This window comes from Pseudomonas sp., from assembly GCF_033723075.1.
GTDB lineage: Bacteria > Pseudomonadota > Gammaproteobacteria > Pseudomonadales > Pseudomonadaceae > Aquipseudomonas.
Map to the genome: position 1 here is coordinate 136,355 of NZ_JAWVXU010000009.1, position 24,856 is coordinate 161,210.

General features: G+C 61.9%; 19 protein-coding genes. 4 read left to right on the forward strand and 15 right to left on the reverse strand.

All coding sequences use genetic code 11. The features are described from left to right. Positions 1-37: 37 nt before the first annotated feature. The 4 genes from R3355_RS12725 to R3355_RS12740 all read right to left on the reverse strand — a co-directional run bounded on the left by R3355_RS12725 (position 38) and on the right by R3355_RS12740 (position 6,550). Entirely contained in the window at positions 38-1,792 is a 1,755-nt protein-coding gene (locus tag R3355_RS12725) for an ATP-binding protein (RefSeq protein ID WP_318961506.1), read from the reverse strand. A gap of 26 nt (positions 1,793-1,818) precedes the next feature. Next, positions 1,819-2,433, reverse strand: coding sequence for a histidine phosphatase family protein (locus R3355_RS12730; protein ID WP_318961507.1), 615 nt, complete (start codon positions 2,431-2,433; stop codon positions 1,819-1,821). Positions 2,434-2,666: 233 nt separating this feature from the next. Beyond that, complete coding sequence (locus tag R3355_RS12735; RefSeq protein WP_318961508.1) at positions 2,667-4,958, reverse strand: EAL domain-containing protein; 2,292 nt, start codon at positions 4,956-4,958, stop codon at positions 2,667-2,669. 227 nt (positions 4,959-5,185) lie between these two features. Beyond that, a complete protein-coding gene (locus R3355_RS12740) occupies positions 5,186-6,550 on the reverse strand; it encodes an inorganic triphosphatase (protein ID WP_318961509.1) in 1,365 nt (454 codons plus the stop codon). 112 nt (positions 6,551-6,662) lie between these two features. Between R3355_RS12740 and R3355_RS12745 the strand changes: the two genes are divergently transcribed. From R3355_RS12745 to argA, 4 genes are all read left to right on the forward strand, one after another. Beyond that, positions 6,663-7,340, forward strand: coding sequence for a TIGR00153 family protein (locus R3355_RS12745; RefSeq protein ID WP_318946144.1), 678 nt, complete (start codon positions 6,663-6,665; stop codon positions 7,338-7,340). A gap of 39 nt (positions 7,341-7,379) precedes the next feature. Beyond that, a complete protein-coding gene (locus tag R3355_RS12750; RefSeq protein ID WP_318961510.1) occupies positions 7,380-8,642 on the forward strand; it encodes an inorganic phosphate transporter in 1,263 nt (420 codons plus the stop codon). A gap of 70 nt (positions 8,643-8,712) precedes the next feature. Then, complete coding sequence (argE, locus tag R3355_RS12755; protein WP_318961511.1) at positions 8,713-9,864, forward strand: acetylornithine deacetylase; 1,152 nt, start codon at positions 8,713-8,715, stop codon at positions 9,862-9,864. A 145-nt stretch (positions 9,865-10,009) separates the two neighbouring features. After that, positions 10,010-11,308, forward strand: a complete 1,299-nt coding sequence (gene argA, locus R3355_RS12760; protein ID WP_318946147.1) for an amino-acid N-acetyltransferase — start codon at positions 10,010-10,012, stop codon at positions 11,306-11,308. Between the two features lie 137 nt (positions 11,309-11,445). On the opposite strand, the gene R3355_RS12765 is transcribed toward argA, so the two are convergent. From R3355_RS12765 to R3355_RS12815, 11 genes are all read right to left on the reverse strand, one after another. Next, a complete protein-coding gene (locus R3355_RS12765) occupies positions 11,446-11,985 on the reverse strand; it encodes a hypothetical protein (RefSeq protein WP_318961512.1) in 540 nt (179 codons plus the stop codon). Between the two features lie 630 nt (positions 11,986-12,615). Beyond that, entirely contained in the window at positions 12,616-13,662 is a 1,047-nt protein-coding gene (locus R3355_RS12770) for a hypothetical protein (protein WP_318961513.1), read from the reverse strand. A 14-nt stretch (positions 13,663-13,676) separates the two neighbouring features. After that, a complete protein-coding gene (locus tag R3355_RS12775; protein WP_318961514.1) occupies positions 13,677-14,477 on the reverse strand; it encodes a hypothetical protein in 801 nt (266 codons plus the stop codon). A 122-nt stretch (positions 14,478-14,599) separates the two neighbouring features. Beyond that, the gene (locus tag R3355_RS12780; protein ID WP_318961515.1) at positions 14,600-15,559 is read right to left on the reverse strand and encodes a hypothetical protein; all 960 of its coding nucleotides are present in this window, start codon (positions 15,557-15,559) and stop codon (positions 14,600-14,602) included. A gap of 4 nt (positions 15,560-15,563) precedes the next feature. Beyond that, positions 15,564-18,482, reverse strand: coding sequence for a toxin VasX (locus tag R3355_RS12785; protein WP_318961516.1), 2,919 nt, complete (start codon positions 18,480-18,482; stop codon positions 15,564-15,566). A 2-nt stretch (positions 18,483-18,484) separates the two neighbouring features. Next, complete coding sequence (locus R3355_RS12790) at positions 18,485-19,051, reverse strand: DUF4123 domain-containing protein (RefSeq protein WP_318961517.1); 567 nt, start codon at positions 19,049-19,051, stop codon at positions 18,485-18,487. Beyond that, positions 19,048-21,138, reverse strand: coding sequence for a type VI secretion system tip protein TssI/VgrG (tssI, locus tag R3355_RS12795; RefSeq protein WP_318961518.1), 2,091 nt, complete (start codon positions 21,136-21,138; stop codon positions 19,048-19,050). The genes R3355_RS12790 and tssI overlap by 4 nt, the downstream gene beginning before the upstream one ends. Before the next feature lie 186 nt (positions 21,139-21,324). Continuing rightward, a complete protein-coding gene (locus tag R3355_RS12800) occupies positions 21,325-21,843 on the reverse strand; it encodes an Hcp family type VI secretion system effector (protein WP_318946153.1) in 519 nt (172 codons plus the stop codon). A 350-nt stretch (positions 21,844-22,193) separates the two neighbouring features. Next, complete coding sequence (rmf, locus tag R3355_RS12805) at positions 22,194-22,397, reverse strand: ribosome modulation factor (protein ID WP_318946154.1); 204 nt, start codon at positions 22,395-22,397, stop codon at positions 22,194-22,196. Between the two features lie 227 nt (positions 22,398-22,624). After that, positions 22,625-24,205, reverse strand: coding sequence for a glutamate--cysteine ligase (gshA, locus tag R3355_RS12810; protein ID WP_318961519.1), 1,581 nt, complete (start codon positions 24,203-24,205; stop codon positions 22,625-22,627). A 261-nt stretch (positions 24,206-24,466) separates the two neighbouring features. Continuing rightward, positions 24,467-24,853 (reverse strand): PaaI family thioesterase, encoded by a 387-nt coding sequence (locus tag R3355_RS12815; RefSeq protein WP_318946156.1) that lies wholly within the window; start codon positions 24,851-24,853, stop codon positions 24,467-24,469. Positions 24,854-24,856 lie beyond the last annotated feature (3 nt).

Here is a 24,856-nt window from a genome sequence, read left to right on the forward strand (position 1 = left end):
ACGAGGCATGCGGCGAGCGTGCGTGGCGGTGGCTGTCTCATGACCTGCCCGCTACGGCATGGGCAGGCAGTTCCAGGACAAAGACGGCGCCGTGGCCCGGCCCATCGCTATGGGCCGTCAGGCTGCCTTCCATCTCCATGGCCGCCAATGCACAGCTGTGCAGGCCGAAGCCGTGGCCGTCCTTGCGGGTGGTGAAACCATGGGCAAAGATCCGGGTGAGGTTTTCCGCTGCGATGCCTTCGCCATTGTCCTGCACGCAGATTCGCAGGTTGCCCTCGTCCAGCAGCCGCACGCTCAGGGTCAGCGCGTGCGCAGGGTTATCCCGGGCCGAGAGTGCCTGCTTGGCGTTGCTGATCAGGTTGATCAGGATCAGCAGCAGCCGGTGCTTGTCCAGCAACAGCGGCGGCACTTCGCTGAACGCCTTGATCACCCTGACCCGATGGCGCTGCAGCGCCCCGGCATTCATGCGCAGGGCGTCCTCCAGCAAGTCGGTGACCCGCACCGCTTCGAGCATGCTCGATGCGCCGGCATAGGACTGCTGGGTGGCGACTATCTCCTTGATGTGGTCGACGCTCCTGGTCAGGTGTTCGAGTTCTTCGATAATGCCCTGCTGTTCGCTGGCGAGCGCTTCGACCAGCTGGTTCAGGTAACCCGGCAACAGCTGGCCCTTGGCGTCGTGGCTGATGAACTCGCCCAGATCGGCGGCGTGCTGGTTGATCAGCTGGACCGCCTTGGCCAGCCCTTGCGACTTGGAGGCGCGTACCCTGCGGCTGACCAGGTCGGCCGAGATGTTCACACTATTGAGGACATTGCCGACGTTATGCAACACGTTGGTGGCGATCTCGGCCATACCGGCCTGGCGTGCCGTGGCCACCAGTTCGCTCTGGGTCTCGCGCAGTTCGCGGGTGCGCTGTTGCACCTGCAGCTCCAGCTCGTCATGGGACTGCCTCAGCGCGGCTTCGCTGTGCTCGAGCTTGTCGAGGGTGGTGCGGAATGCGCCGATGGCACTGGCCATTGCCTCGAGCACGCCCTTGCCGGCTGGACGGACCAGGTCTCCCTCCGCAGCGCGGCCTAGGTGCGTCAGGTCGAGAATATGGCCGTCGAGGGTGCGGGTGAGTTGTCGGGTCAGGCGCAGGGTAAACACCAGCGCCGCAATGCCCAGCAGCAAGGCCGCGATACTCAGCCATAGGACTCGCTTGCGGTTCTGGTCCGCGCTCTGGCGAAAACTGGTGCCCAGTGCGTCGCGGGCCTGCGCCTGGAACTCGAGGAGCTGCTCGCTGACGCGGATGAAACCGGCGTTGACGGCAACCAGCTCGCGCAAGGCCAGATCCAGGTTGACCGTCGACAGCTCGATGGCGGAGGTGGCCTGCGCGACATATGCCTGGGTGCCTTCGAGCAATGACTGGTGCAAGGCGGTGGCCGCCAGGTGCTCGTCCTCTTTGACGGCCGGCTGGTCGAGGGTCTGTTCGAACTGCTCGGAGAGGTGACGCATGACCTCGATTTGCACCTTGGCGCGCTCGTAGAGCTGCTCCTCGTCCAGTTGCTCGCGAGCGTCGTGCAGCAGGTCAAACAGCTCCGTGTGGTTGCGGGCGAGCGTGGTGGCGACGCTGGCCAGGCTTTCCAGGGCCGGTAGGTCCTCGCGCGCCAGATGCTGAAGCAAGGCATTCTGCCGCTCCGACTCCAACTCGAATGCCAGCACTATCAGGACGGCGCACGCCAGACTCAGCGCAGGCGCGATAAGGAAGCGAATATGCAGGGGCAGCGATTCGATTCGCTGACTGAGCCAATGCATGCGGACGCCCTCTAGGCCGGTGGAGGTCATTTCGCCAGGGTAGCGGACAGCTTCGCCCAGTCATCCGGCAGGACCTTGGCAACCGCAACGAACGCATCGTCACCCTTGGGCTTGAAGACATAGGCCACGCCTTCCGGCTTTGGCCAGATACCGGCGGACTCTTTGAGGTTGGCCGTGTGCGCGATGATCACCGTGTTGCTCGCCGCGGCCGGCGGCGTCGCCAGCATGCGGCGCAGCGCGAGGGTCAGGCGCTCGCGCTCGGTGGCATCCACGTTGAGGGCGAAATACAGGTCGGGATTTACCTGATAGCGTCCGAATGCCAGTTGCGCGGTTTCCTTGGTGCGGCAGTACGGGCTGGAGATCACCGCACCGACCGGGATGCCCAATGCCGCAATGGCCTTGCCAGCTTCCGTCGCCTGCGCCCGGCCCTGTTCGGACAGGTTGCGTTGGGTTTCGCAGCGGCTGAAGTCTGGCTCGAGATCATCCGCAACCTTCTGGTCGGTAGCGCCGTGGCGGAAGTAAATGACATAGCCGCCGGCCCGCAGATCGGGGAGGACCGCCGCCAGCTCGGCAAGCGCTGGCTCACCCGCTGTGGCCAGCGACAACGGTGACAAGGCAGCCAAGAGCAGACTCAGCAGCAAGCCGGGCGAGGTGAAACCTGTGTAAGAGGCACTAGGGCAATTCATGGCTGCTTCCTTCTAATTATGTCTGCGTCGGTGCAGTGGTTGAACCAGTCGCTGCGTTGCGTAGGAGGGTTCTTCGACGAAGCGCTGTCGCGCAGCAAACTGCAGGAGCCATGTGCTGGTTGAATTTCTATATATACAACAACGGGTTATCAACATGTTTTGGCCCCAAAGAGGGTTGGGTGTCCGCCTTACACGTGGCCCTGCGGCGGTTCGGGCGCAAGGTCCGCCTCGTCATCCGGCGCACTCACCAGGATGCGGCCATGACGCAGGAGTTCGCTGGCACAGGTACTGTCTACCGCTTCGCTGAAATAGAACCCTTGCGCCTGATTCGTCGAGCCGGCCGATATCAGCAGGGCACGCTGCTCATGGGTTTCCACGCCTCCGGCAATGATGCCAATGCCCAGCTCGCGGGCGAAGTTGATGATGGCGCGGATGGTCGTGGCGCTCTCTGGATCCTCGCTGGCCGAGTTGATGAAGGACTGCGCGATCTTCAGGTGGTTGACCCGGTAGGTCTTGAGGTAGTCGAACGAGGAATATTCGGCGCCGAAATCGTCGATGGCGATCTTCACCCCGAGTGCTCGCAGCTGGGGCAATACATCGTTGCGGGTCCATTTGGTCTGGGCCAGCGTGGCCTCGGTCACGTCGAACTCCAGATCGGTGGGGGCCAGTCCCCATTTGGCGATGGTTTCAGTGACATCGCGGACCAGTTCCTGCCCGCTCTTGATCTGGGCGAGCGAGAGGTTGATCGCGATCAGCGGTGGGGCCACGCCGGCGTCGCGCCAGTGGCGCATTTGCCGGCAGGCCTGTTCCAGCACCCAATGTCCGAGCGCCACTATGCTGCCGGTTCTTTCCGCGATGTGGATGAACACATCGGCGGCGAGCAGACCGCGGGTGGGGTGATTCCAGCGCACCAGCGCCTCCATGCCGAAAATCTTTCCGGACGACAGCTCGACCTGGGGTTGGTAATACAGCGCCAGCTGGTTCTGATCGATCGCTCTTTTCAGGTCATTGGCCAGGGTTACCCGCTCGAGCACCTGCTGGTCGAGATCCTCGGAGTGAAAGTGGTACTGGTTACGGCCCTCTTCCTTGGAGCGGTAAAGCGCCAGGTCGGCCTGGGTGAGCATGGCATCCGCTCCTGCACTACCCGGGGCATAGGGGCAGATGCCGATGCTGACCGAGATGCGCACCTCGTTGCCATTGAGCGAGTAGGTACATGCCAGAGTGGTCTGGATGTTTTTCGCCAGCGCGCCCGCATTCGCCGGCTCGCCCATGTTCAGTTGCAAGACGGCAAATTCGTCGCCGCCCAGGCGGGCGACCACATCGCTCTCGCGGGTACAGTTCTTGATGCGCGCGGAGACTTCTTGGAGCAGCAGGTCGCCGACCGGATGGCCGAGGGTATCGTTGACTTCCTTGAAGTGGTCGAGGTCCAGGTAGAAGATCGCGAACGAGGGGGCGCCGCGCTCGGCTGCGGCGAAGGCCTGACTCAGACGCTCGATGAAGGTCGCCCGGTTGGCCAGGCCGGTGAGTCCGTCGGTGCGGGCGAGCAGGGCGATTTTCTCCTCGGCCAGCTTGCGTTCGGTGATGTCGAGGATGATGCCTTCGATCTCGATCAGCCGGCCCTCGCTGTTGCGCACCGGGACATAGCGGTTCTCGACCCAGCGGTAAGTGTCGGCGCCGGTCAGCAGGCGGAATTCGATCGAGGCGCCTTGGGCGCTCTTCTCCAATACCCGCCCCATCGCCGCGTCGAGCATCCGCAGATCGTCCGGGTGGATCAGCTCCTGCGCCCAGTTCGGCGAGGCCACCAGGCGGGCGGCATCGTGGCCGAACTTGGTGATGTTGTGCGAGATGTACATCAGGGGAAACGCCGGCTCGCCGCGCAGGCGATACAGGATGGTCGGGCTGTTGCGCACGATGATGTTGGCGTCGGACAGCTCCCTGGTTCTTTCCTCGACCGCCTGCTCCAGGGCGCTCATCTTCATGGCCGCGTCTTGGGTCATCTGCCATTTCACGGTCAGCGCGCTGGCCAGCTGGCGGATCTCGATCGCGTCAAAGGGCTTCTTCAGGATCAGCAGGCGGTCGGCCAGGTCGAGGCGCTCGGCCATTTCCTCCCAGGAATAGTCGGAGTAGGCGGTGCAGAGGGCAACCTGCAGCTGGGGGTCGGCTTGCCACAGACGTTCGACGGTCTCGACCCCATCCCAGCCGGGCGGCATGCGCATGTCGATGAACGCCATGGCATAGGGCCGCCCCTGCTCCTGTGCGCTGGTGAGCATGGCCAGGGCTTCCTGGCCCTGATAGGCGGAGTCGAGTTCGAAGGCTTGCTCCACGCGCGGGGCGTCACCGAAAAGAGCCGCCTCGGCGGCGGCCAGCATGGCTTGGCTGTCCTGGCCGGCGCCGAGAATCTTGCGGAAGTCCTGATGGATTGCCGGGTTGTCGTCGATTACCAGAATGCGCCGGTTGCCGGCATAGGGCGGTCTGATCATTGCTGGAGCCTCCAGAGGATGGCCTGTTCAAAGGGCGGCGCTGGATCGCTGCGCTTGCCTTTGCCTCTCAGTGGCTCCGTCGGCTCCGTCATGACCAGTACTCCGCTGTTCAAGTCCCGGTCAGTGTAGGCGCTATGATCGGATCTGTCGGCGCAAACGGGTTCAATTCGCATTGACTGTGACTTGGGCCCGCTTGGTGGCCGACGAACAGGGCTGCTGCTAGACGCTTACTTCACCAGCATTCTCCAGGCTTTCAGCGATGCCACAATATGGGCCTGGGCTTGTCGTGCGGCCAGCACCTCGGCGTCGATGGGGCGATGGGCCTGTTCGCTCAGTTTGCTCAGTTCGCCATACAAACGGTCGACTTCCGCCACCTCCAGTACGCTGCGGGCCATGCGCAGCCAGACCAGCAGGCGCTCGATCCGCGGCAGTTGCTCGGCCAGGTCTTCCGGTTGCTTCTGGTAGCGGGTCAACTGCAGGTCATGGCCTTCCTCGGCCAGCAAGGTCGGCAGCCAGTTGCCCAGCGGTGCGGCGCCCTGGCGATTGCCGCGGTTGTTGCGTGCGACCGTCCAGCCCTTGGCCAACAGCCAGCGCGAACTGATCAGGGAGAACTGGCCCCAGCGCGTGCCTTGCAGCTCTGCGGCGAACTGCGCGGGTGCGGCCTGGCGCGCGGCATCGTCGAGCTGACCGGCCTGCAGCCGTGGGCGCCAGTCGTTGAGCAGGGCGTCGAGGGTCTGGCGCAGTTCGCTGCTGCTGCTGCGCGGCGCAGCCTGACCGAGGCTGCCGATCAGTGCCCGCAGGCCGACCAGTTGTTCCAGCCAGTCGACCAGCAGGCGCCAATGACCATTGAAACGGTATTGCTCGGCCAGGCGTTGGCTGCTGCCGAGCAGGTGCCAGGCAATGGCGGCAAAGCCGTCATCCAGGCTCATTTCGGCGTTCAATTCGGGGGCCGGCAGGCTGAGGCTGTAACTGCTGGCATCGAACAGGCGGTAGCCGCGCTCGGCCTTGCTGATGTCGCAAGGCATCAGTGGCAGATCGGCGGCGAGTTCGGCGGCCAGCTCCAGCAAGGCGGCAGGTTCGCCCTGGCGCAGTTCCAGTTCCAGCTCACAGATTTCTTCTTCGCCTTCGCCGGCGATGACCTTGCCGAGATCCAGGGCCGCTTCGATGACCACCTTGGCCTTGCCGCGACCCCAGGCGATGTCGGCACGCTGGCGGACGAAGTCGGTACTGAAGATCGGTTGCAGCAGGCTCTTGTCCAGTTCGGCCAGGGCCGCCGGCCAGCAGCTGTCGTCGAGCTTGCTCGGATCCAGTTCGGCCTGCTCCAGGGACCAGTCGAATTCGTTGCGCTCGGACAGGCCGGCAACGCTCTGGCCACGGGTTTTCAGGGTCTGGATAAAGGCATCGCCATCGCGGCGGATGCGCAAGGCGACCTTGGCCTGGGCCAGATCACGGGCGGGCGTGTCGTAATACTGATTGAATAGCTCGCGCTGTTCCCAGCCGCTCTTGTTGCGCTTCTTCAGCAGCGGGTGCTCGCGCAGGGCTGCCAGGGTGTCGCGGCTGACCCGCAATTTGATTTCGGTTTCTTTGACCATGATGGTGAGCTAAGCGCCTACTGTGAAATTGTGACAGTCTGATGATGCGTGCTGGCGAGCTTTTCGAGCGATCCGTATACTTGCCGCCTTCTTTAAAGCCGGGGTTCACCCTATGCCACTCAATCCATTCGCCAGCCTGTTCGGTCGCTCGCCCATCGGGCCGATGCAGAAGCACTTCGCCAAAGCCCATGAGTGCGCCGCACACCTGGTGCCTTTTTTCGACGCCGTGATGGCTGAAGATTGGGTCAAGGTCGGGCAGGTGCAACAGGACATGGCGCGGCTGGAGGACGAGGCCGACAAGCTCAAGAAAAGCGTACGTTTGCACCTGCCCAAGAGCTTGTTTCTACCGGTGCCGCGTTCGGATCTGCTTGAGCTGCTGAGTGTACAGGACAAAGTTGCCAACCGCGCCAAGGACATCGCCGGCCTGATGCTGGGTCGCGAAATGGCCATTCCACAGGCTTTACAGCCACTGATGCGGACCTTCGTGCAGCGTACCGTGGATGCCAGCGCCCAGGCGCTGAAAGCCATGAACGAGCTGGATGAGCTGCTGGAAACCGGGTTCGGCGGGCGCGAAGCCGCCCTGGTCGGCTCCATGGTCGAGGAGCTGGAGCAGATCGAGCGTGACACCGATCTGATGCAGATCGACGTACGGCGTGCCCTGTTCAAACTGGAAAAGGACCTTCCTCCGGTCGACGTGATGTTCCTCTACCAGATCATCGAATGGATCGGCGATGTCGCCGACCGTGCCGAGCGAGTCGGTAACCGACTGGAACAACTGCTGGCGCGCTAAGCGCCAGTGTCCTTTCTGGAATCTACGGATTAATTATTTATGTCTCTGATTGCGGACTACGGCCTCGTACTTCTGCTGCTTGCCTGTCTCTTCGGCTTTTTCATGGCCTGGGGCGTGGGTGCCAACGACGTGGCCAACGCCATGGGCACCTCGGTGGGCTCGCGCGCGCTGACCATCAAGCAGGCGATCCTGATCGCCATGGTCTTCGAGTTCGCCGGCGCCTATCTGGCCGGCGGCCAGGTCACCGAAACCATCAAGAGCGGCATCGTCGATGCGTCGCTGATCACCCCGGACCTGATGGTCCTGGGCATGATGTCGGCGCTGCTGGCGGCCGGCACCTGGCTGCTGATCGCCTCGACCCGCGGCTGGCCGGTGTCCACCACTCACTCCATCGTCGGCGCGGTGATCGGCTTCGCCGCGGTCGGTGTGTCCATGGACGCGGTCAACTGGGCCGGCGTCGGTCCGATCGTCGCCAGCTGGGTGATCTCGCCGGTACTGTCCGGCACCGTCGCCTTCGGCCTGTTCGTCAGCGTGCAACGGCTGATCATCGATACCGATGAGCCCTTCGTCAACGCCAAGCGCTTCGTGCCGCTGTATATGTTCGCCACCGGCTTTATGGTCAGCCTGGTGACCGTGACCAAGGGCCTCAAGCATATCGGCCTCAACCTCTCCAGCACCGAGGGTTTCTTCCTCGCCGCGGGTGTCGGGGTACTGGTGATGCTGCTGGGCATTGCCCTGCTCAGCCGGATCAAGATCGACGTCGAAGCGGACAAGGATTTCCACTACGCCAGCGTGGAAAAAGTCTTCGCCGTGCTGATGATCTTCACTGCCTGCTCGATGGCCTTCGCCCATGGCTCCAATGACGTGGCCAATGCGGTCGGCCCGCTGGCAGCCATCGTCGGGGTGATCCAGTCCGGCGGTGAGGCCGTCGGGGCCAAGGCGGCGCTGCCGGCCTGGGTCCTGCTGCTCGGCGCCATCGGTATCGTCATCGGCCTGGCCACCTACGGCTACAAGGTGATCGCCACCATCGGCAAGCAGATCACTGAGCTGACCCCGAGCCGCGGTTTCGCCGCCGAACTGGCCACTGCTACCACCGTGGTCGGCGCCTCGGCCATCGGCCTGCCGGTGTCCACCACCCACACCTTGGTCGGCGCGGTACTGGGCGTTGGCCTGGCACGGGGGATTGGTGCGTTGAACCTGGGCGTGATCGGCAAGATCTTCATGTCCTGGCTGATCACCCTGCCGGTCGGTGCCGCCCTGGCCATCGTGTTCTTCTATATCCTGCGCGGCATCTTCCTCTGAGATAGCCTCGACGGTTTCATCCGCACCGGCGTTGCCCCTATGATGGTGGCAACGTCCGCGGAGACCGCCAATGCCCCTGCCTTCCTTCAAAGAGCAATTCGCCGCGCTGATCGCCGCGCCTTCGGTGAGTTGTACCCAGGCGCGCTGGGATCAGTCCAATCGGCCGGTGATCGAGCTGCTCTCGAGCTGGCTCGGCGACCTCGGTTTCGCCTGCGAGGTGCAGGAAGTCAGGCCGGGTAAATTCAATCTGCTCGCCAGTTACGGCAGCGGTCCTGGCGGCCTGGTGCTGGCCGGACATAGCGACACCGTGCCCTTCGATGCGGCCTTGTGGCAGAGCGATCCGCTCAAGCTGACCGAGGTCGATGGTCGCTGGGTCGGCCTGGGCAGTTGCGACATGAAGGGCTTCTTCGCCCTGGTCATCGAGGCGCTGCAACCCTTGCTGGACCAGCGCTTCCGGCAGCCGCTGCTGATCCTCGCCACCTGCGACGAGGAAAGCTCGATGTCCGGCGCCCGCGCCCTGGCCGAGGCGGGGCGGCCCCTGGGGCGCGCCGCGGTGATCGGTGAGCCGACCGGGCTCAAGCCGATCCGCCTGCACAAGGGCATCATGATGGAGCGCATCGACATCCTCGGCCAGAGCGGTCACTCCTCCGACCCGAGCCTCGGTCACAGCGCCCTGGAGGCGATGCAGGACGTGATGACCGAGCTGCGCGGCCTGCGCGGCCAGTGGCAGCGCGAGTTCAACAACCCGCAGTTCGGCGTGCCGGTACCGACCCTGAATCTCGGCTGCATCCACGGTGGCGACAACCCCAATCGTATCTGCGGCCAGTGCTCGCTGGAATTCGACCTGCGCCCATTGCCGGGCATGCAGCCGGAATTGCTGCGCGCGGCCATCCGCCAGAAGCTGCAGCCGCTGGCCGAGCGGCATCAGGTCAAGATCGACTTCGCCCCGCTGTTTCCCAGCGCGCCGCCCTTCGAACAGGCCGCCGACAGCGAACTGGTGCGCCTGGCCGAGCGCCTGACCGGTCACAGCGCGGCTTCGGTGGCGTTTGCCACCGAAGCGCCTTATCTTCAGCAGCTTGGCTGCGAGACCCTGGTGCTCGGCCCCGGCGATATCGACTGTGCCCACCAGCCGGGTGAGTACCTGGAAATGTCACGTCTCGAGCCGACCGTGCGTCTGTTACGTGAATTGATTCAGCATTATTGCCTGAGTCCGGCCCCATGAGCCTGCATGCGGCCCTTGCCAACCGGAGGAGAGAACGCGTGATGCCCCAACTGCGACGATAAAGCGGGTAACGATGGCTGCTTCGTCTGGCGCGTTGCCGCGCTTTATTCATGTGTCTCTCCACGACTCACAGGTTCTCTCTGCAATGCACGACTACGTCAATTGGCTTCGCCATGCTTCGCCCTATATCAATGCCCACCGCGACTGCACCTTCGTCGTGATGCTGCCGGGCGAGGGCGTCGCCCACCCGAATTTCGGCAATATCGTCCACGACCTGGTGTTGCTGCACAGCCTCGGCGTGCGCCTGGTGCTGGTGCACGGCTCGCGCTCGCAGATCGAGGCGCGCCTGGCTGCGCGCGGGATAATCCCGCACTTTCACCGTGATCTGCGGGTCACCGACGGCGCGACCCTGGAGTGCGTGATCGACGCGGTCGGCCAGTTGCGCATCGCCATCGAAGCGCGCCTGTCGATGGACATGGCTGCCTCGCCGATGCAGGGCGCACGTCTGCGCGTGGCCAGCGGCAACTTCGTCACCGCACGGCCGATCGGCGTGGTCGACGGCATCGACTATCACCATACCGGCGAAGTGCGCCGGGTCGACCGCAAGGGCATCGGCCGCCTGCTCGACGAGCGCAGCATCGTGCTGCTGTCGTCGCTGGGCTATTCGCCGACCGGGGAAATCTTCAACCTGTCCTGTGAGGACGTGGCCACTCGTGCCGCCATCGACCTGGGCGCCGACAAGCTGCTGCTGTTCGGTGCCGAGTCCGGCCTGCTCGACGAGCAGGGCAAGCTGGTGCGCGAACTGCGCCCGCAGCAGGTGCCGCAGCACATGCAGCGCCTGGGCAACAGCTACCAGGCCGAACTGCTGGATGCCGCCGCCCAGGCCTGCAGAGGCGGGGTGCGGCGCAGCCATATCGTCAGCTATACCGAGGACGGCGCCCTGCTCAGCGAACTGTTCACCCGTGCGGGCAACGGCACCCTGGTGGCGCAAGAGCAGTTCGAGTCCTTGCGCGAGGCGACCATCGAGGATGTCGGCGGCCTGATCGAACTGATCAGTCCGCTGGAAGAGCAGGGCATTCTGGTGCGCCGTTCGCGCGAGGTGCTGGAGCGCGAGATCGAGCAGTTCAGCATCGTCGAGCGCGAGGGCCTGATCATCGCCTGCGCCGCGCTGTACCGGATCGACGACTCGGACTACGGCGAACTGGCCTGCCTGGCGGTCAACCCGGAGTATCGCCATGGCGGCCGCGGCGACGAACTGCTCGAACGCATCGAGGCGCGCGCCCGCGCCCAGGGCCTGAAGCACCTGTTCGTCCTCACCACCCGCACCGCCCACTGGTTTCGCGAGCGCGGCTTCGTGCCCAGCAGCGTCGACCGCCTGCCGGCGGCGCGCGTTTCACTGTACAACTTTCAGCGCAACTCCAAGGTGTTCGAAAAGGCGTTGTAGGCGAAGCAGCCGAACATGCCGGCGGTGCCCGGCATGGGCCTTTCGCCGGTGTGGTTGTGGTCGACGGGGTAGGCCTGTGTCCGGCGATCAGCCGGCTTTTGCAGGGCGGTGTGCCGGCTTGCGGCCGTGAGAGCGGTTTATTGCTCGGCCAACTCGGCCTCGCGCTTGGCGATGGCCAGCTCCAGCTCGGGAGAGCGTTTGGCCCATTGCGCGGGCGGTAGGGGTTTGGACCATTCGACGACTTCGGGGGCGGTGAGGTCGGGGATATGGGCGAGTTTCTTGCGCAGCAAGTGCTCCAGCAAAAAACCGTTGAAAACCAAACTGCCGAGTCCTTCCCACAAAAACGCCAGCAGCCACCCTCTGGACTTTACTGCTTGCATGAAATCGTAGGTAAAGCTCTGCCAAAGGCTCATGCCTTTGTTACGAATAACCGAGGGTTCTGGAGCCGCATCCGGCCCCGTCTCCATAAAGCTGCGAATGCATTCCCACTGCGCCATGGAGGAAATTCCGCCGCCGGGATTGACCATCAGCACCCAGCCCTTCTTGTCGGGGCCATAGGTTTCATGTTCCTGGCCCTTGAGCGGGAACCACAGCAGCAGGCTGCCATGCTTGGTCGCACCATAGGTGCCCAGGTTGGTGACACTGGGGGCGATGGCATATACGCGCTCCCAGGGCACGAACCAGTAGCTGCCGTCTGGCTCGGTAATACATACCTCGCGGCGCTGGCGATTGAAGCGAATCGGTGGAGTTAGGGGCTTGCGCCATTGCTTGATAAACAAGTACCAGAGAGGGACCATTACCCCCCCCCCCCCCCCCACAAAGGGCCAGAATCGCCAAGCCAGCCCAATAATCACCTGTTGAAGCAACCCAGATTGAAATGGCTACAAACATAACTGATAGGCAGTGCAGCGTCAGCCAGCCCGCTGCCATAGCGAAACTGCCGATATCCAGATAAGCCTCGTTCTTGCGCCAGATGATATTCATCAGGTCGCTGGCAGGTTGTCCGGTGGGAATGGGCAATGGGGCCAGGTGCTCCTGCATCCAGAGCAAGCCCCGTTCTACTTCGCCGGCGTGTTCGGTCATATCGCGTCCTTGCAAAAGAGCCGGGGGCAGGTCTTGCCTTTTGCTTGGCAAGTAGCGGCTACAGTCTGAAGGAAATAGCCGATTATTCTGGTCTGCATTATTCACGGGTCAGCCGAATGATAATGGCGAAGGCAAAAGACAAGACCTGACTCCCCTTGTTTCGGTCGGGAATGCGCGCCGGGTGGTAGGCGCTGTAGTGGGTATCGGCCCCGCGAGTGGCCGTCTCAATCGACATAGCGCACGTGCCGACTCATCGAGTTGGTGCGCCCGGTGATGTCGTAGGCATTGACCCTGGCCTGCATTTCGTCGAGCTTGGCCTCCCAGGTGGCGTCGTCCATATCGCGCCAGTAACGCGCGGAGCGATGGTTGTCTTGATCATGCGCGGCTGTGACGGGGTCTTGGTCGCGGTACTGCTCGAACAGCGGGATATCCGGCAGTGGCCGGCTGATGTCCATATAGTTCTGGATAAAGTCCCAGGCGGCGAACTGCGAGGCCATCGACGAGTCTTTCGGCACTATGGGGCTGAGGTTGATCACCAGCTCATGGTAGCGGTGAGCCAGGTACAACTGGTGCCACATCAGCCCCTGGCGGTCAGGGCCGCTACTGATATAGGCATCGAACTCGTGGAAGGGGTTGGTAAATTCGCCGATGGTGCCGCTGCGCTGGTACTCGCCCATATTGTCGTAATCGAAAATGGTGACCATACCGGTGCAGCGATTAAGCTCCCAGAGCGGGCCTTTGGAGGGGCGGACAACCCAGTTGGGCAGTTTATGGACAAAAAAGGAGCCTATGGTCCAGCAGGCCAGAGGGGGACCGAGAAATACTGGTGCGCTATCTACAATGCTATGTACTAATGCGGTTATAAACCCATCGAGAGAGGAATAAGCCTCTAGCAGCCAAGGGAAAGGTAACAAGAGGAGCATTGCCCAAAATACAAAACGCCCCCCTCCCCATAAGTAAAACCAAAACAGGCTCCGCTTGGAGAGTGATGCATACCTGTAGCGCTCATGATCGATCAGCTGGTGATAGTCCAGTTTCTCGTAGGCTTGCCGCTGCTTTTGGCCTGACGCCAACTCTTCCTCGTACTGTTCGATGGCGCGCAAGTCGGCCGGAGTCGTACCACTGAGCATACCGACAGGTACGATATCCTGAGTATGTCCCCAAGGCAGGCGCGAATTACCGAAACGCTTTAGCCAATTTCGCTTGGCCGAGGCTGGCTGATCGGGAATGCGCGCCGGATGATAGGCGCTGGAGCTGTAGTGGGCGGTCATGGGGCAGTGCATCCTTACGGCTGTATATCCTGATTGCTATTGGTTTGTTCATCGGCCCAATAAGGCTGCTCGATTGTGTCGAATTTCGGCTCGCCGTGCTCGCTGGCGTTGTAACTGAGCCGGTCAACCGGTGGCGGTGCCGGGAACACCCAATTGCGCGCCTCACCTTGCAGGTTGATCTGCGCGCGTACAACCAGCTCATGGGTCTGCCAGTTAAATGGCTCGCGACGCGGAATGACTTGAGAGGCCGGTACTTCGTAGAACAGTTCTAATGCATCCGGGAACAGGCGCTGGGCCAGAGGCTGGACGGGACTGAGGCTATGGTTGCTCAGCTGGATATGGTCCTTGTGGGTCAGGCGATGGCTGCTGCTGCGCAGCCGGCTGTGCGCCCGGATGCTGGCGCTGCCCAGACTGGCCGCCAGACCCGGCAGGTTGCTCTCGATACGCACGCGGGTATTGGCGCGGCGCACGGCCTGAAACTCGGCCGGGTCGAGCAGGCCCATGGCACCGCTGTGGCGCGCTTGTTCCGGGTTCGCGCCGATACTGATGCGGATGCCGGCGAACAGGCTGACCAAGCGATAGAAGGCCTCTTGCGGGTCATTCCACAGATGCGCCACCTTGTCGCTGCGGCTGTCACCGAAGGGGCCGTTGGTCAACCACTCCTCAAGGGGCGTGTCGTCCAGCCACCAGACCAGGGCTGCGCCGGCCAGGATAAGCAGCAGGGTGGCCCAGGCCACCGGCCCCAGGCCAAGCAGGGTGGTGCCGCTGGCGGTAAAGAAGCCCCCTGCCACCCCGACCAGGCCGCCCACGGCCATCAGCCCATAGCCCCAGGCCGCATCATCACCCAGGCAATCAGACTGAGGCTGTCCCCTGCTGGGTCTAGTAGCTCGGTTTGCGGTTGGCTTAATTTAGATTGTGCACCTACCTTCCTTTACGCTTATACGTCCAAACCGCGTTCACGCTCTAGATCGATCAGCCGGGTGGTGGGGCCGTCTGGACGCAGCCGTTCTTCCACCAATTCAGGCCACTGCTTGCGGCTACGGCGCTTGGCGACGTTATAGGTGAACTCCTGAATAACCCCCATGGGGTGGAGAACCACTGTGCCGAGCAACATGACGGCATCGCTCAAATCCAAATAATTCTTACCACCTGCGGCTTGACGCTTTTCCAGTATTCGATCCCAGGTATTACGTAGAACCTTGCTAGGGCGATAGCGGACTGCTAGCTGACTTTTGACAAATTCATCCGACTCGCTGTGATTGCCCTGCTCATCGAACCAAGGACCATTGTTCATGTAAGCACGCAGGTACTCCCAAAAACCTTGCTGCATCTCCACGCTCTTGCCCATGGGCAAGCCCAGGCTCAACAACATGCGCTGCTCAGGCTGGCCGAGACGATGAATCAACACTTCGAGGGCGGCGTTGCGGGTACCCCCAGTATATGGCCCCATCATATGGAACTCATAAGCTGCTGCGGCAATGCCATCCCAAGGCGTGTGGAACAGCTCGTTATCCTGCTGAAAGTAAACTTCACGGGTCCGGCGATTGAAAAGGATCGGAAGCGACAAAGGGCGCCATACTTCCCAAAGAAAAGGGATGAAAAATAGTGCAACTGCAATACTTGCATCAAATAAGACAGACTCGTCATACCCCCCGCTGTAAAACGATTTAGCGGCGAGTAGTGCAAAGACAAATCCTACTCCCCCTAGCACACCGGTAAGCAACCCTTTAGATGACGCATCTCCAGGTTGTATCGCCAAAAATTGCTCGGTTTGCTCTTCGATGTCAAACAGGGCCATTGGCTGCTGACTTGTAGGTTTATCAGCGCCTAGAACGGCACTAGGATTTTGCCCATTGAGTTTATCGGCCAACAGGGTTCGCAATGTATCTAGGCTCATGATCCTAGCTCTCGTCGATATTGATGGACGGCAGATACAACCCGTCGATGGGCTGATAGGTCAGAGCACCTTTAATGCCTTGAAACGACAGGGTCTCGCTGTTGTGATAGGCACAGCTTAGGCGCAGCACGCCACCAGGTTCAGGCGTGACGCGAGTGCCCGTGTCTTCATAGAGCGGAATAGGGTCGTCCTCATCCCACCGCAGCGGCTTGCTTATGCTTTCGCTAAAGCTCAACAGGCCCCGATCGAGCTCCCACTCCTCATGCCCATCGAAGCTGACCATACCTTGTCGGTACGCAGCCTGCCCAGGCAGTAACAAGATCAAGCGAATTTCATTAACCCAATCGCCAGTCATAGGATTGATATCCGTCCACCGATGGATAGCCACTTCTACCGGTAGCACCATTTGGTAGTAGGCCATCATGCTTTGTTCATAGGCCACGGCCCAGTCGGCCGGATAGGTGCCAAACCGGGTCTGCTTGACCCAACTCTCTAGCGGGGTGTCTTTGGTGTAGAGCAGGGCAACAAGGCCGCCCAATATGGTAATGGTAAGCCCTGCAGCCTGAGCTAATAGTGGCGCGGGAATTGCGGATACGCCTCGCCCCAGAGCGGTGGCCTGGCCGACGATCACCGCCGCACGGGCGACGCGCAAAGCGCGAAACATCTGCACCGACAGTCGCATCATAGCCAGGTTGGCGGCGCTGATCCCCGCCTGGGTCGCCGCGCTGTCCATATCGCCGGCCTGGAAGGAGTCGAGCGCTTCCCAACCGAAATATACGGTATCAATACCCGCAGTCACCGCCTGAAAGAGCATCGTTCTGGCACCAACGCCCAACGCATCGGCCAATAGCTTCTGCGCCCCTGAGTTCTGTTTTCCTGCTGTAAGTGCATGGCGCTCCCACTTGACCTCAGCCACTTTTTGAACCAATGCAGAAACGGCAGTGCCTGCTGCAAACATTGCACTTATACGAGCTACCCTGCTCTTCCCCGTTTCTTGCCTTTGGTAAGTCTCATTTACTTGATACAAATTCCAAACAGCAGCCAGAGCAATCAGCGACTTAAGCGGAGCTTCCTCCAACACATTGGCAAAGCTCTTCGGCATCGAGATACTTCTGTCTTGGCCTCGTAGCGGCACTAGATCGGGCTCTCTGATGCTGGGAGGTGCCGATGGAACAGGCGCCTTAGCTGGGGGGGAGGGTGGGACATCGCTGCCGTAGCCAGGCTGCGGGTGAGGCGGCGCTGGTTGGGGTTTTGGTACTATCCGCAAATGTGGTGTCGCTTCCTCAATGTGCTCTGCCAAAATTGCAGATTTAGGCGACGCTGGGGTCATTGCCGCTTGGCGGGCTAGGCGTTGCTCCTTTTGGCGCAGGCGCTCGATTTCCTTCTGCAAGCGCCGTTTCTGACCTTTATTATGCGCCCCTTGATACAAGCTACTCAGCCACTCAAGACTCTGCCGCGGGCTCATGGCCAATACATCCAAACGCTGAGCGCTTCGCGCCAAAAAAGCCTTCAGCAGCACCATCGAGGCGTGATTGACCTGTTGGGTCAGGCTTGGCATGCGCCCCCCCATAATGGGCGCAAAGACGGCGGCCAGGGGCTCGCTGATCTTGGCCAGGGTCAGCTCTTCCAGTTGATCGGCACCTAGGTTAATCGCGGCGGCCAGTGTCAGCGCCCGCACCATGCGCTCGCCATAATGCAATGCGCGCTCGCCAGCTTGCAGCAAGTCGGCCTCCACCGGTTGGAGATTCTCCACTACATGCAAGGCTTGCTTGATCTCCCCCGGCGTCAGCCGCTTGGCCACACCCAACACTGACCAAACCAGCCATGGTTTGCCATTAGCGCTGGTGTCCAGATCAAGCGCGGCCTCAATGGCCTTGATGCTGGCACCGTTGGCGCTTGGCCCCAGGCACGCGGCAGCAAAGTAGGTCTCTAAGAGTTCACGCGCCGCGGACTGGGTGATATCGAAATGGCCGCACGCAGTTTCTAGGGTCGCCGGCCCCTGCCGGCCCAGGGTTTCAAACCAGCTCACCCACAGCTCGGCCAAACGGCGCGCATCCAGTTCATGGGTCTTGGCCGCTTGCTCCTGCTCTTGCCATGTACGCTTCAGGCGCGTGTGGTCGGTAATATCTGGCAGTTGTTCGCGAACCTGTTTGTCGCTTTCGCTTAGCGATTTAAGTACGGTGGCCACTGCCCAGTCGTCGCGCTTTTCTGCGCACAACTTGTCGTAAGCTAGGCCGCGCGCGCGCATCAGGCCTGCCAAGTCGAGCAGCACTCCCCAGGGGTCGTCGATCAGCGCGTAGGCCTGCTGTTCGCAGCGCTGCATGTCATCCAATAGGCGCGGCCAGCTGGGGCGATGCTGGGTGGACGGCTCGCAACTCCAGGCATAGTGTTGCGCGTCCATGTAATCGCCAATGCGCTCATGAATACCAGAAGCCTTGCCACTAAAAGGTGCCGCACCCGGAGTGATTTCACGCATGACACGTTGGCGAACATCCGTTTTTGCCTTGGCTGCACTGAATTGCGCCTCACTCCACTGGCTAGGTGACCAGGCCAACATGGCCGGCTCGCCTGCTGGCAGCAATAGATAGGGCAAGCTACGGGTATCGATCACCCTGCCGGCACGCGGCGTTTGCGCCAAGTTGGCTTGGGTGACGCGATATTCGAGCAACCTGTTCTGCCCTGGCTGCCACACATACAACCATCCATCGCGTAACAACCGGGCGGTGTAATTCAGCGACCGTTCACCAATCAGCGGGGCGTCTTTGCCTAGGTCCGGGAACGAGCCTGTCAACGCGGGCAAATCATAGGCGCTGGTGTCGACGGCCAGCGTCGGGCCAATCGCATAACGCAGAGGCATTACCGCAGCCAGTAGGGGGCAGGCAGCTGGGGAAAGAGTACCCGTCTCTTTTTGCTGAGCGGTCATGCTTACACTTCCTGTGCGGTGTCGACTTGTGCTGCCAACGCCTGAAGCACGGGCCAGTCGAGGGTTATTTGAGCAGTAATGCCTGTTTCGGCGGGCGCCATATCGTGTCCAGGCTCGTCATTGTGCCAAGCACAGATAATGGCCTCTTGATGCCGAAGCCAAATCCGTGAAGTGCCATACCAAAACCCGTTCGGCCATTGCGCGCCCCCTAGCCAGGCTTGGCGGAGCGATCGGCCGTCGCCCAGTCGCAGCCAAAGCTCGCGGCCATCCGGTGCGAAGATGCGAAGCCGTCGCTGCAGAATCGTTACGAGCTCTTCGGCTTGCACTTCAGACTCCAGCCAAAGCGCAGAAACCAGATCACTACCTTGCGACCAGGCAGCATAGGCAAAGCTGCCTACAGGCGCATCAATCAGGATGGGGCCTGCATCTGCTATCTGCTCATAGGCTGTGCCGGCTAGCAGGGGCAGCGGCTGATGGCTGGGGTAGTGTTGGTACAACCAGGCAAATGCGTCCTCATATTGTGCGCCATCGAGTAAGAGCGCCCCCTTGTTCGTCTCTAGGGCTCTCATGCCTTACTCCTTTTGGCTGCTTCGCAGACCTCACATATGCCTGAGCTGGCACTACGAAATAACAGGTTTTGCTTCACCAGCGCCTCCAGCGGTATACCCGCCTTATCCGCATCCGCCGCCTTGACCTTGCCCGGCCGAATCGGCGCCGCCCCCGAGCCGCTGCCCGGGCCGCCGCCGGAGTTGAACTTGATGGTCGGGCCGACCAGGGTGATGCCGCTGCCGTCGAGCTTGATAAAGCTGCCGGCGGCTTTGAAGGTCAGTTCGCTGCCGGCTTCGAGCACGACTTTCTGGCCGCTGGACAGGTGGATCTCGTTGCCGGCGTTGATGAACTGGCCGGTGCCGATCTTGATGTGCTGGTTGTTGCCGACGGTGAGGTGGTCGTTGGCTTTGACTTCGCTCTTGCGGTCGAGGTGGGTGGTGCGGTGTTCTTCGGCTTTGAATTCGCTGTAGCTGTTGGCCTCGACGGTGTCGTGGCGTTGGTGGCCGATGCGGATCTTCTGGTCGTGCTCGATGTTTTCGTCCCAGTCGCGCTCGGCGTGGATATAAATCTGTTCTTCGCCCTTTTTGTCCTCGATGCGCAGCTCGTTATAGCCCTCGCCGCCCGGCGAGCTGAGGGTCTTGAATACCGTGCGGGTCTTGTTGGCCGGCAGGTCGTAGGGCACTTCATGGGCGGCGTGGTGCAGACAGCCGGTGACCAGGGGCTGGTCGGGGTCGCCTTCGAGGAAGGTCACCAGCACTTCCATGCCGATGCGCGGGATGGCGATGGCGCCGTAGCGGTCGCCGGCCCAGCTGCTCGATACTCGTAGCCAGCAACTGGTCTTGTCGTCGGCCTGACCCTGGCGGTCCCAGAAGAATTGCACTTTGACTCGACCGTACTGGTCGCAGTGGATTTCTTCGCCGGCCGGTCCCGTGACCACGGCGCTCTGGCTGCCGAGGATGCGTGGTTTCGGGTGTTCCAGACCGGGGCGGTAGGGCACCGCCCAAGGGGTGGCGGTGAAGTGGTTGCGGTAGCCCTGGATGAAATCGGTGGTGTCTGTTTGCCCCTCACCTTGCCCCTCACCCCAGCCCTCTCCCCGGAGGGGAGAGGGAGCACTGGTGATGGATTCCTCCAACACCTGCGGTTGCTTGCCTTCATGGTGGATTTCGCTGAGCAGCCAGGGGTCGTTCCAGCTGTGCCGCGGGTGGTCGGTGAAGGCGAGGAAGTGGCCGCTGACCAATAGGCTCTGGTCGCTCTCGCCCTGGGCCAGTTCGAAGTCGTGGCGGTGGCGTTCGAGGGTGCGTTGGCTGAGGTGCTTACCGCGTTCGCGGTCGACGAAGCGGCCGGGGTAGTCGTAGTCCTCGAGGTCCGGGCCGAATTTACTCTTGGCCTCGGCCTCCATCAGCAGTTTGGGCTTTTCGAAGTCGTAGTCGCGGCGGGTCACCCGGCTGGTACGGGTTTCCACGCGCACGCCGAAGCGTTTGATCACCGCCTCATCGGCGACCAGGCCGCTGTCCTGCTGATAGGCGGTGGGCGCGAGCTTGGGGAAAGGCGTCTGGTCGTCGCCGAAGACCAGCACATGGCCCTGCTCGCTGTGCTGGAAGTGGTAGTGAATGCCTTCTTCCTCGCACAGGCGCTGGACGAAGTGCAGGTCGGTTTCGTCGTACTGCACACAGTACTCGCGCTCGGGGTAGATCGAGCCGAGTTGGAATTGGTAGGCGTTGGCCTGGATGCCGTGCTCTTCGAGCACTTGGCCGATGATCTTTTCCACCGTCAGGTGCTGGAAGATCCGTTGGTTGCTGCGGTGCGCCAGGTAGGCCAGCTGCGGGCGCAGGGTCACGTGGTAGCGACTCAGACGCTTGCCGGATTCGCCCTGGGCGACGCGGTAGATCTGCCCGTGGATGCCGTTGCCGGCTTGGGATAACGCCAGGAATGCCGATTGATGCAGCAGGCTTTCCAGGTCGAGGTCGGGACGTTCGCTGACCAGCTCCAGTTCGAACACGAAGGGCTGGCTGATCGCTTCGCGGCCGCTGAACTCGAGGACCTGCAGATCGTGACTGACGCCTTCGATACTCAGGCTGAAATGGGTCTGGTTGGCAGGGGCGAACATTCGTTGTTCCTCCGTTCCATGAGCCTTGGCTCCGGGAGTTATCGTTCCATGAATAGACCAGCCATTTTACGCAAGCGTCGAGCTGACGCCTGGGCGCATTCGACGTTTTTGTAGGGCCATCGCACTGAAACGCTTCGGCCAGGACGATGCCTGGCCGAAGCGATGCTACGCGAACTCAGCCAGTACTTAGGCTGCGATCGGGGTACGCCAGTCGTCGGAGCCGGAAGTGCCGGAGACTTCGTGGGTCCAGACGATTTTGCGGTAGGTGAAGTACACGTCTTCCAGGTGAGTGAAGTGCGACATGTTCGGGTCTTGGCAGTTCGGCATGCGCGACTGCACGTCGACGATCACGGCATCTTCCAGCTCGATGGTGAAGTAGTGCTCCTGGGTACCGGTGGAGGAAGTGCGGTACCACTCCAGACGGCACTTGTTCAGACGCTCACCGGAGGTCAGGGAGTTGAAGATCAGCGGCGAGGATTTGTCGAACACCTTGGTGATCATCAGCGGCTTGTGCACGCGCTGGCCAGTCGGCTGACCGGACTGCGGATCGCGCGGGATGATGACCTGGTGGTTGAAGGCTTGAACCAGGATCTGGTCTTCATGACCTTCCTGGAAGATGTTACCGACCGAATCTTCGGTGAAGGTGCCAGCGGTGATCAGGCCTTGCTTGGTGCCTTCGAGGGAGAGATACGCGGGTGTTGGCATGAGTGCTTTCCTTGCCTTGGGTCATGGATCTGAAGCGATCCGGGAGCCCAGTAGAAAGCGATAAACGTGCCATATTTATAAATGCGATACAAATCAAGTAGTTGGCATGACCGCAAATAATATTAAAGTCACGGCGTGCGCTAGATCACGGAAAACTGCGCAACTTCTTGCGCAGTGGTGCGCAAGAAGTTGCGCACTGATCTGCAGGCCTTTACTTGTATGGCCTGCAGCGAAGTATCCACAGGCTTATCCACATTTTGCTGTGCAACAAGTTGCGCAGTGGCGACTGTGGGAAGAATGGCAAGAGGCGTGCCGAACAGGCAAATGGCAGGGCTGCGAATGGTCCTGGTTCAGGCGCTTTTCTGCTGGCGCAGCAGTTGCCCATGACCGTCGTCCCAGCCAGCCTCCCAGGCAGCAGCAAGCACCTCGGCGCGGTGGTCGTGGCGGCTATTGGGGTGGCCGGTGAGGCCCGCCATGTAGCCTTGCTGGTAAGCCTTGTTCAAGCTTTCCAGACTCCAGTGACGGTCATCCTTGGGTTTGGCGTCGAACTCCATGGGCACGGCTCATGTTGATAGCTCTGTGCCTATGCTAGTTGTGCTTGGCCCCTTTGGTCGCGCCGCCGGTCTCGGCTTTTGCCCCGCTGGTTGTTTTTGTGATCGGATCGACTAAGAGGCTGAGAAAAAATCGCTTGCCTGCTGCGACCGTCGCCGGGCGGCTGCAACTGCGTTGCGTTGCGCTCGCCCGACGGCGCTCTTGCGATGGCCTTCGATATTTTCCCAGCCTAAATCCCCGGTGCCAGGATGCTCGCCTGGTAGGCCGCGGCAAAGCTGTCGAAATCGCCCTCTTCCTGAGCTTCCAGCTCCGCCTGCTCGCGCAGTGAGCGTGCGCTCGCGGATTCGAAGGCGGTCTGCTGCTCCGCACTCAACGGCTGGCTGCGGAAGTAGTCGGCGTGCTGCTTGCTCTGGCGCAGGGCGAATTGGCTGAAGCTTTCGCCCTGCTGCAGGCGCGCCAGCACCTGGGCCGAAGGCGTCAGGCTGGCGTCGTCGACCTTGGCGCGCTGGGCCTGTAAGGCCTGGCTGTATGCGTCGTCGCCATGGCTCTGGTCGAGCAGGCTGGCCGTTTGCTGGATGCTGTCGAGCAGTTCGTGGGCCCAGGCCTGCAGCGCCACGGGCTTGCCCTGCAGCTGCAGGTGCAGGCCGGGGCGGCGGCCGTCCTTGACCACTTTGAGGAAGTTGTCGGTGCAGGCGTGGCATTCGTCGCCGCCCAGTGGCGGGCTTTCCTGCAGCGCACAGAACAGCAGGAAGGCGTCGAGGAAGCGTGCCTCGACCAGGTCGATGCCCAACGGCAGGAAGGGGTTGATGTCCAGGCAGCGCACTTCGATGTATTGCACGCCACGGGCCATCAGTGCCTGGATCGGTCGTTCACCGCTGTGGGCCACGCGTTTCGGCCGGATGTTCGAGTAGTACTCGTTCTCGATCTGCAGGATGTTGGTGTTGAGTTGCAGCCATTCGCCGTCCTTCTTGCTGCCGATTTCGACATAGGGCGGGTAGGGCGTGGCGACAGCCTGGCGCAGGCTGTCGGTGTAGCTGGCCAGGTCGTTGTAGCAGGGCGTGAGGCCGGCCTGGGCGTTGCTCTGATAACCCAGGTCGCTCATGCGCAGGCTGGTGGCGTAGGGCAGGTACAGGGTCTCGTCATCGAGTTGCTGCAATTGGTGCGGGCGGCCACGCAAGAAGCCCGCGTCCAGCGCCGGCGAGGCGCCGAACAGGTACATCAGCAGCCAGCTGTAGCGGCGGAAATTGCGGATCAGGGCGATGTAGCGCGCCGACTGGTAATCGCGCGCGTTGCGTGTGTTGCCCTCGGCCTGCTGCAGCAGTGTCCACAGGCTGTCCGGCACGGAAAAGTTGTAGTGAATGCCGGCGATGCATTGCATGGTCTTGCCGTAACGCAGCGCCAGGCCCTGGCGGTAGACGTATTTGAGCTTGCCGATATGCGAGCTGCCGTACTCGGCGATTGGAATCGTCTCCTCGTCCGGCAGGGGGCAGGGCATCGACGGGCTCCACAGGTATTCGCCGTCGAGCTGGCTGTAGACGAAGCGATGGATCTGTTCGAGATCGGCCAGGGTGGTGGCCGGGTCGGGCTCGGCCGGGGTGATGAACTCCAGCAGGGCCTCGGAATAGTCCGTGGTGATCAGCGGGTGAGTCAATGCCGAGCCGAGCGCTGACGGGTGCGGGGTCAGGGCCAGTTGGCCGTCGCCGTCGACGCGCAGGCATTCGCGCTCGATGCCGTGCAAGCACTTGGAAAGCAGGGAGAGGTTGGCGCGCTCGCCAAGCAGGGCCAGGCGGCGGGAGAACAGGTCGCTCAAAATTGCATTCCTTCACGCATCGGTCGCCTCAATATGGGGGCGAATCGATTGCTCTACAAGGGGGCCGATAACGGCGAATTGCGCCGCGGCTGTCCACTCTGGGCGCAGCACGGCCTGGTTACCCTAGCCCAGTCTGGGCGCAGGCGATTACACGCTGACGAAGGCTGCTTGTGCCTTTGCGACCCGCTTGTCGCCCAGGTGCACCTCGGCCCCCTGCACCTGGGGCCGGCGTTCGCTGTCGGCGCCGCCGGGTCTGGCGGGTCACTTGCAGATAAAAGTGGCCTGGGCCGTGGCGATCAGTTTGTCGCCCTGCTGCACTCGCGCTTCCAGCACATGCACCTTGCGTCCGGCATTCAGCACGCGGGCGTTGCAGACGATTTCGCCTTCGCTGACCGCGCGGATGTAGTTGACCTTGCATTCCAGGGTCATGCTGCCGGCCTCGCCGCCGAACAGGCTGTGACTGGCCTGGCCGAGCGCCGTGTCGATCAGCGAGAACAATGCGCCGCCGTGCATGCGTCCGTGCAGATTGAGCAGGTGGTCCTGCATGCTCATGCGCACCTGGGATTCACCATCCTCGGCTTTATCGATGGTCATGCCGAGCAGCTTGCTGAATGCGCTGTCCTGGCCGACCGGGGACGTGTTGCTCATTGG

Bases quoted from the DNA above. Each gene is read 5' to 3' on its own strand.
- R3355_RS12725 (WP_318961506.1), bottom strand. From the start codon at position 1,792: ATGCATTGGCTCAGTCAGCGAATCGAATCGCTGCCCCTGCATATTCGC.
- R3355_RS12735 (WP_318961508.1), bottom strand. From the start codon at position 4,958: ATGATCAGACCGCCCTATGCCGGCAACCGGCGCATTCTGGTAATCGAC.
- R3355_RS12740 (WP_318961509.1), bottom strand. From the start codon at position 6,550: ATGGTCAAAGAAACCGAAATCAAATTGCGGGTCAGCCGCGACACCCTG.
- R3355_RS12745 (WP_318946144.1), top strand. From the start codon at position 6,663: ATGCCACTCAATCCATTCGCCAGCCTGTTCGGTCGCTCGCCCATCGGG.
- R3355_RS12750 (WP_318961510.1), top strand. From the start codon at position 7,380: ATGTCTCTGATTGCGGACTACGGCCTCGTACTTCTGCTGCTTGCCTGT.
- argE (WP_318961511.1), top strand. From the start codon at position 8,713: ATGCCCCTGCCTTCCTTCAAAGAGCAATTCGCCGCGCTGATCGCCGCG.
- argA (WP_318946147.1), top strand. From the start codon at position 10,010: ATGCACGACTACGTCAATTGGCTTCGCCATGCTTCGCCCTATATCAAT.
- R3355_RS12770 (WP_318961513.1), bottom strand. From the start codon at position 13,662: ATGACCGCCCACTACAGCTCCAGCGCCTATCATCCGGCGCGCATTCCC.
- R3355_RS12775 (WP_318961514.1), bottom strand. From the start codon at position 14,477: ATGGCCGTGGGCGGCCTGGTCGGGGTGGCAGGGGGCTTCTTTACCGCC.
- R3355_RS12780 (WP_318961515.1), bottom strand. From the start codon at position 15,559: ATGAGCCTAGATACATTGCGAACCCTGTTGGCCGATAAACTCAATGGG.
- R3355_RS12785 (WP_318961516.1), bottom strand. From the start codon at position 18,482: ATGACCGCTCAGCAAAAAGAGACGGGTACTCTTTCCCCAGCTGCCTGC.
- R3355_RS12790 (WP_318961517.1), bottom strand. From the start codon at position 19,051: ATGAGAGCCCTAGAGACGAACAAGGGGGCGCTCTTACTCGATGGCGCA.
- tssI (WP_318961518.1), bottom strand. From the start codon at position 21,138: ATGTTCGCCCCTGCCAACCAGACCCATTTCAGCCTGAGTATCGAAGGC.
- R3355_RS12800 (WP_318946153.1), bottom strand. From the start codon at position 21,843: ATGCCAACACCCGCGTATCTCTCCCTCGAAGGCACCAAGCAAGGCCTG.
- rmf (WP_318946154.1), bottom strand. From the start codon at position 22,397: ATGGAGTTCGACGCCAAACCCAAGGATGACCGTCACTGGAGTCTGGAA.
- R3355_RS12815 (WP_318946156.1), bottom strand. From the start codon at position 24,853: ATGAGCAACACGTCCCCGGTCGGCCAGGACAGCGCATTCAGCAAGCTG.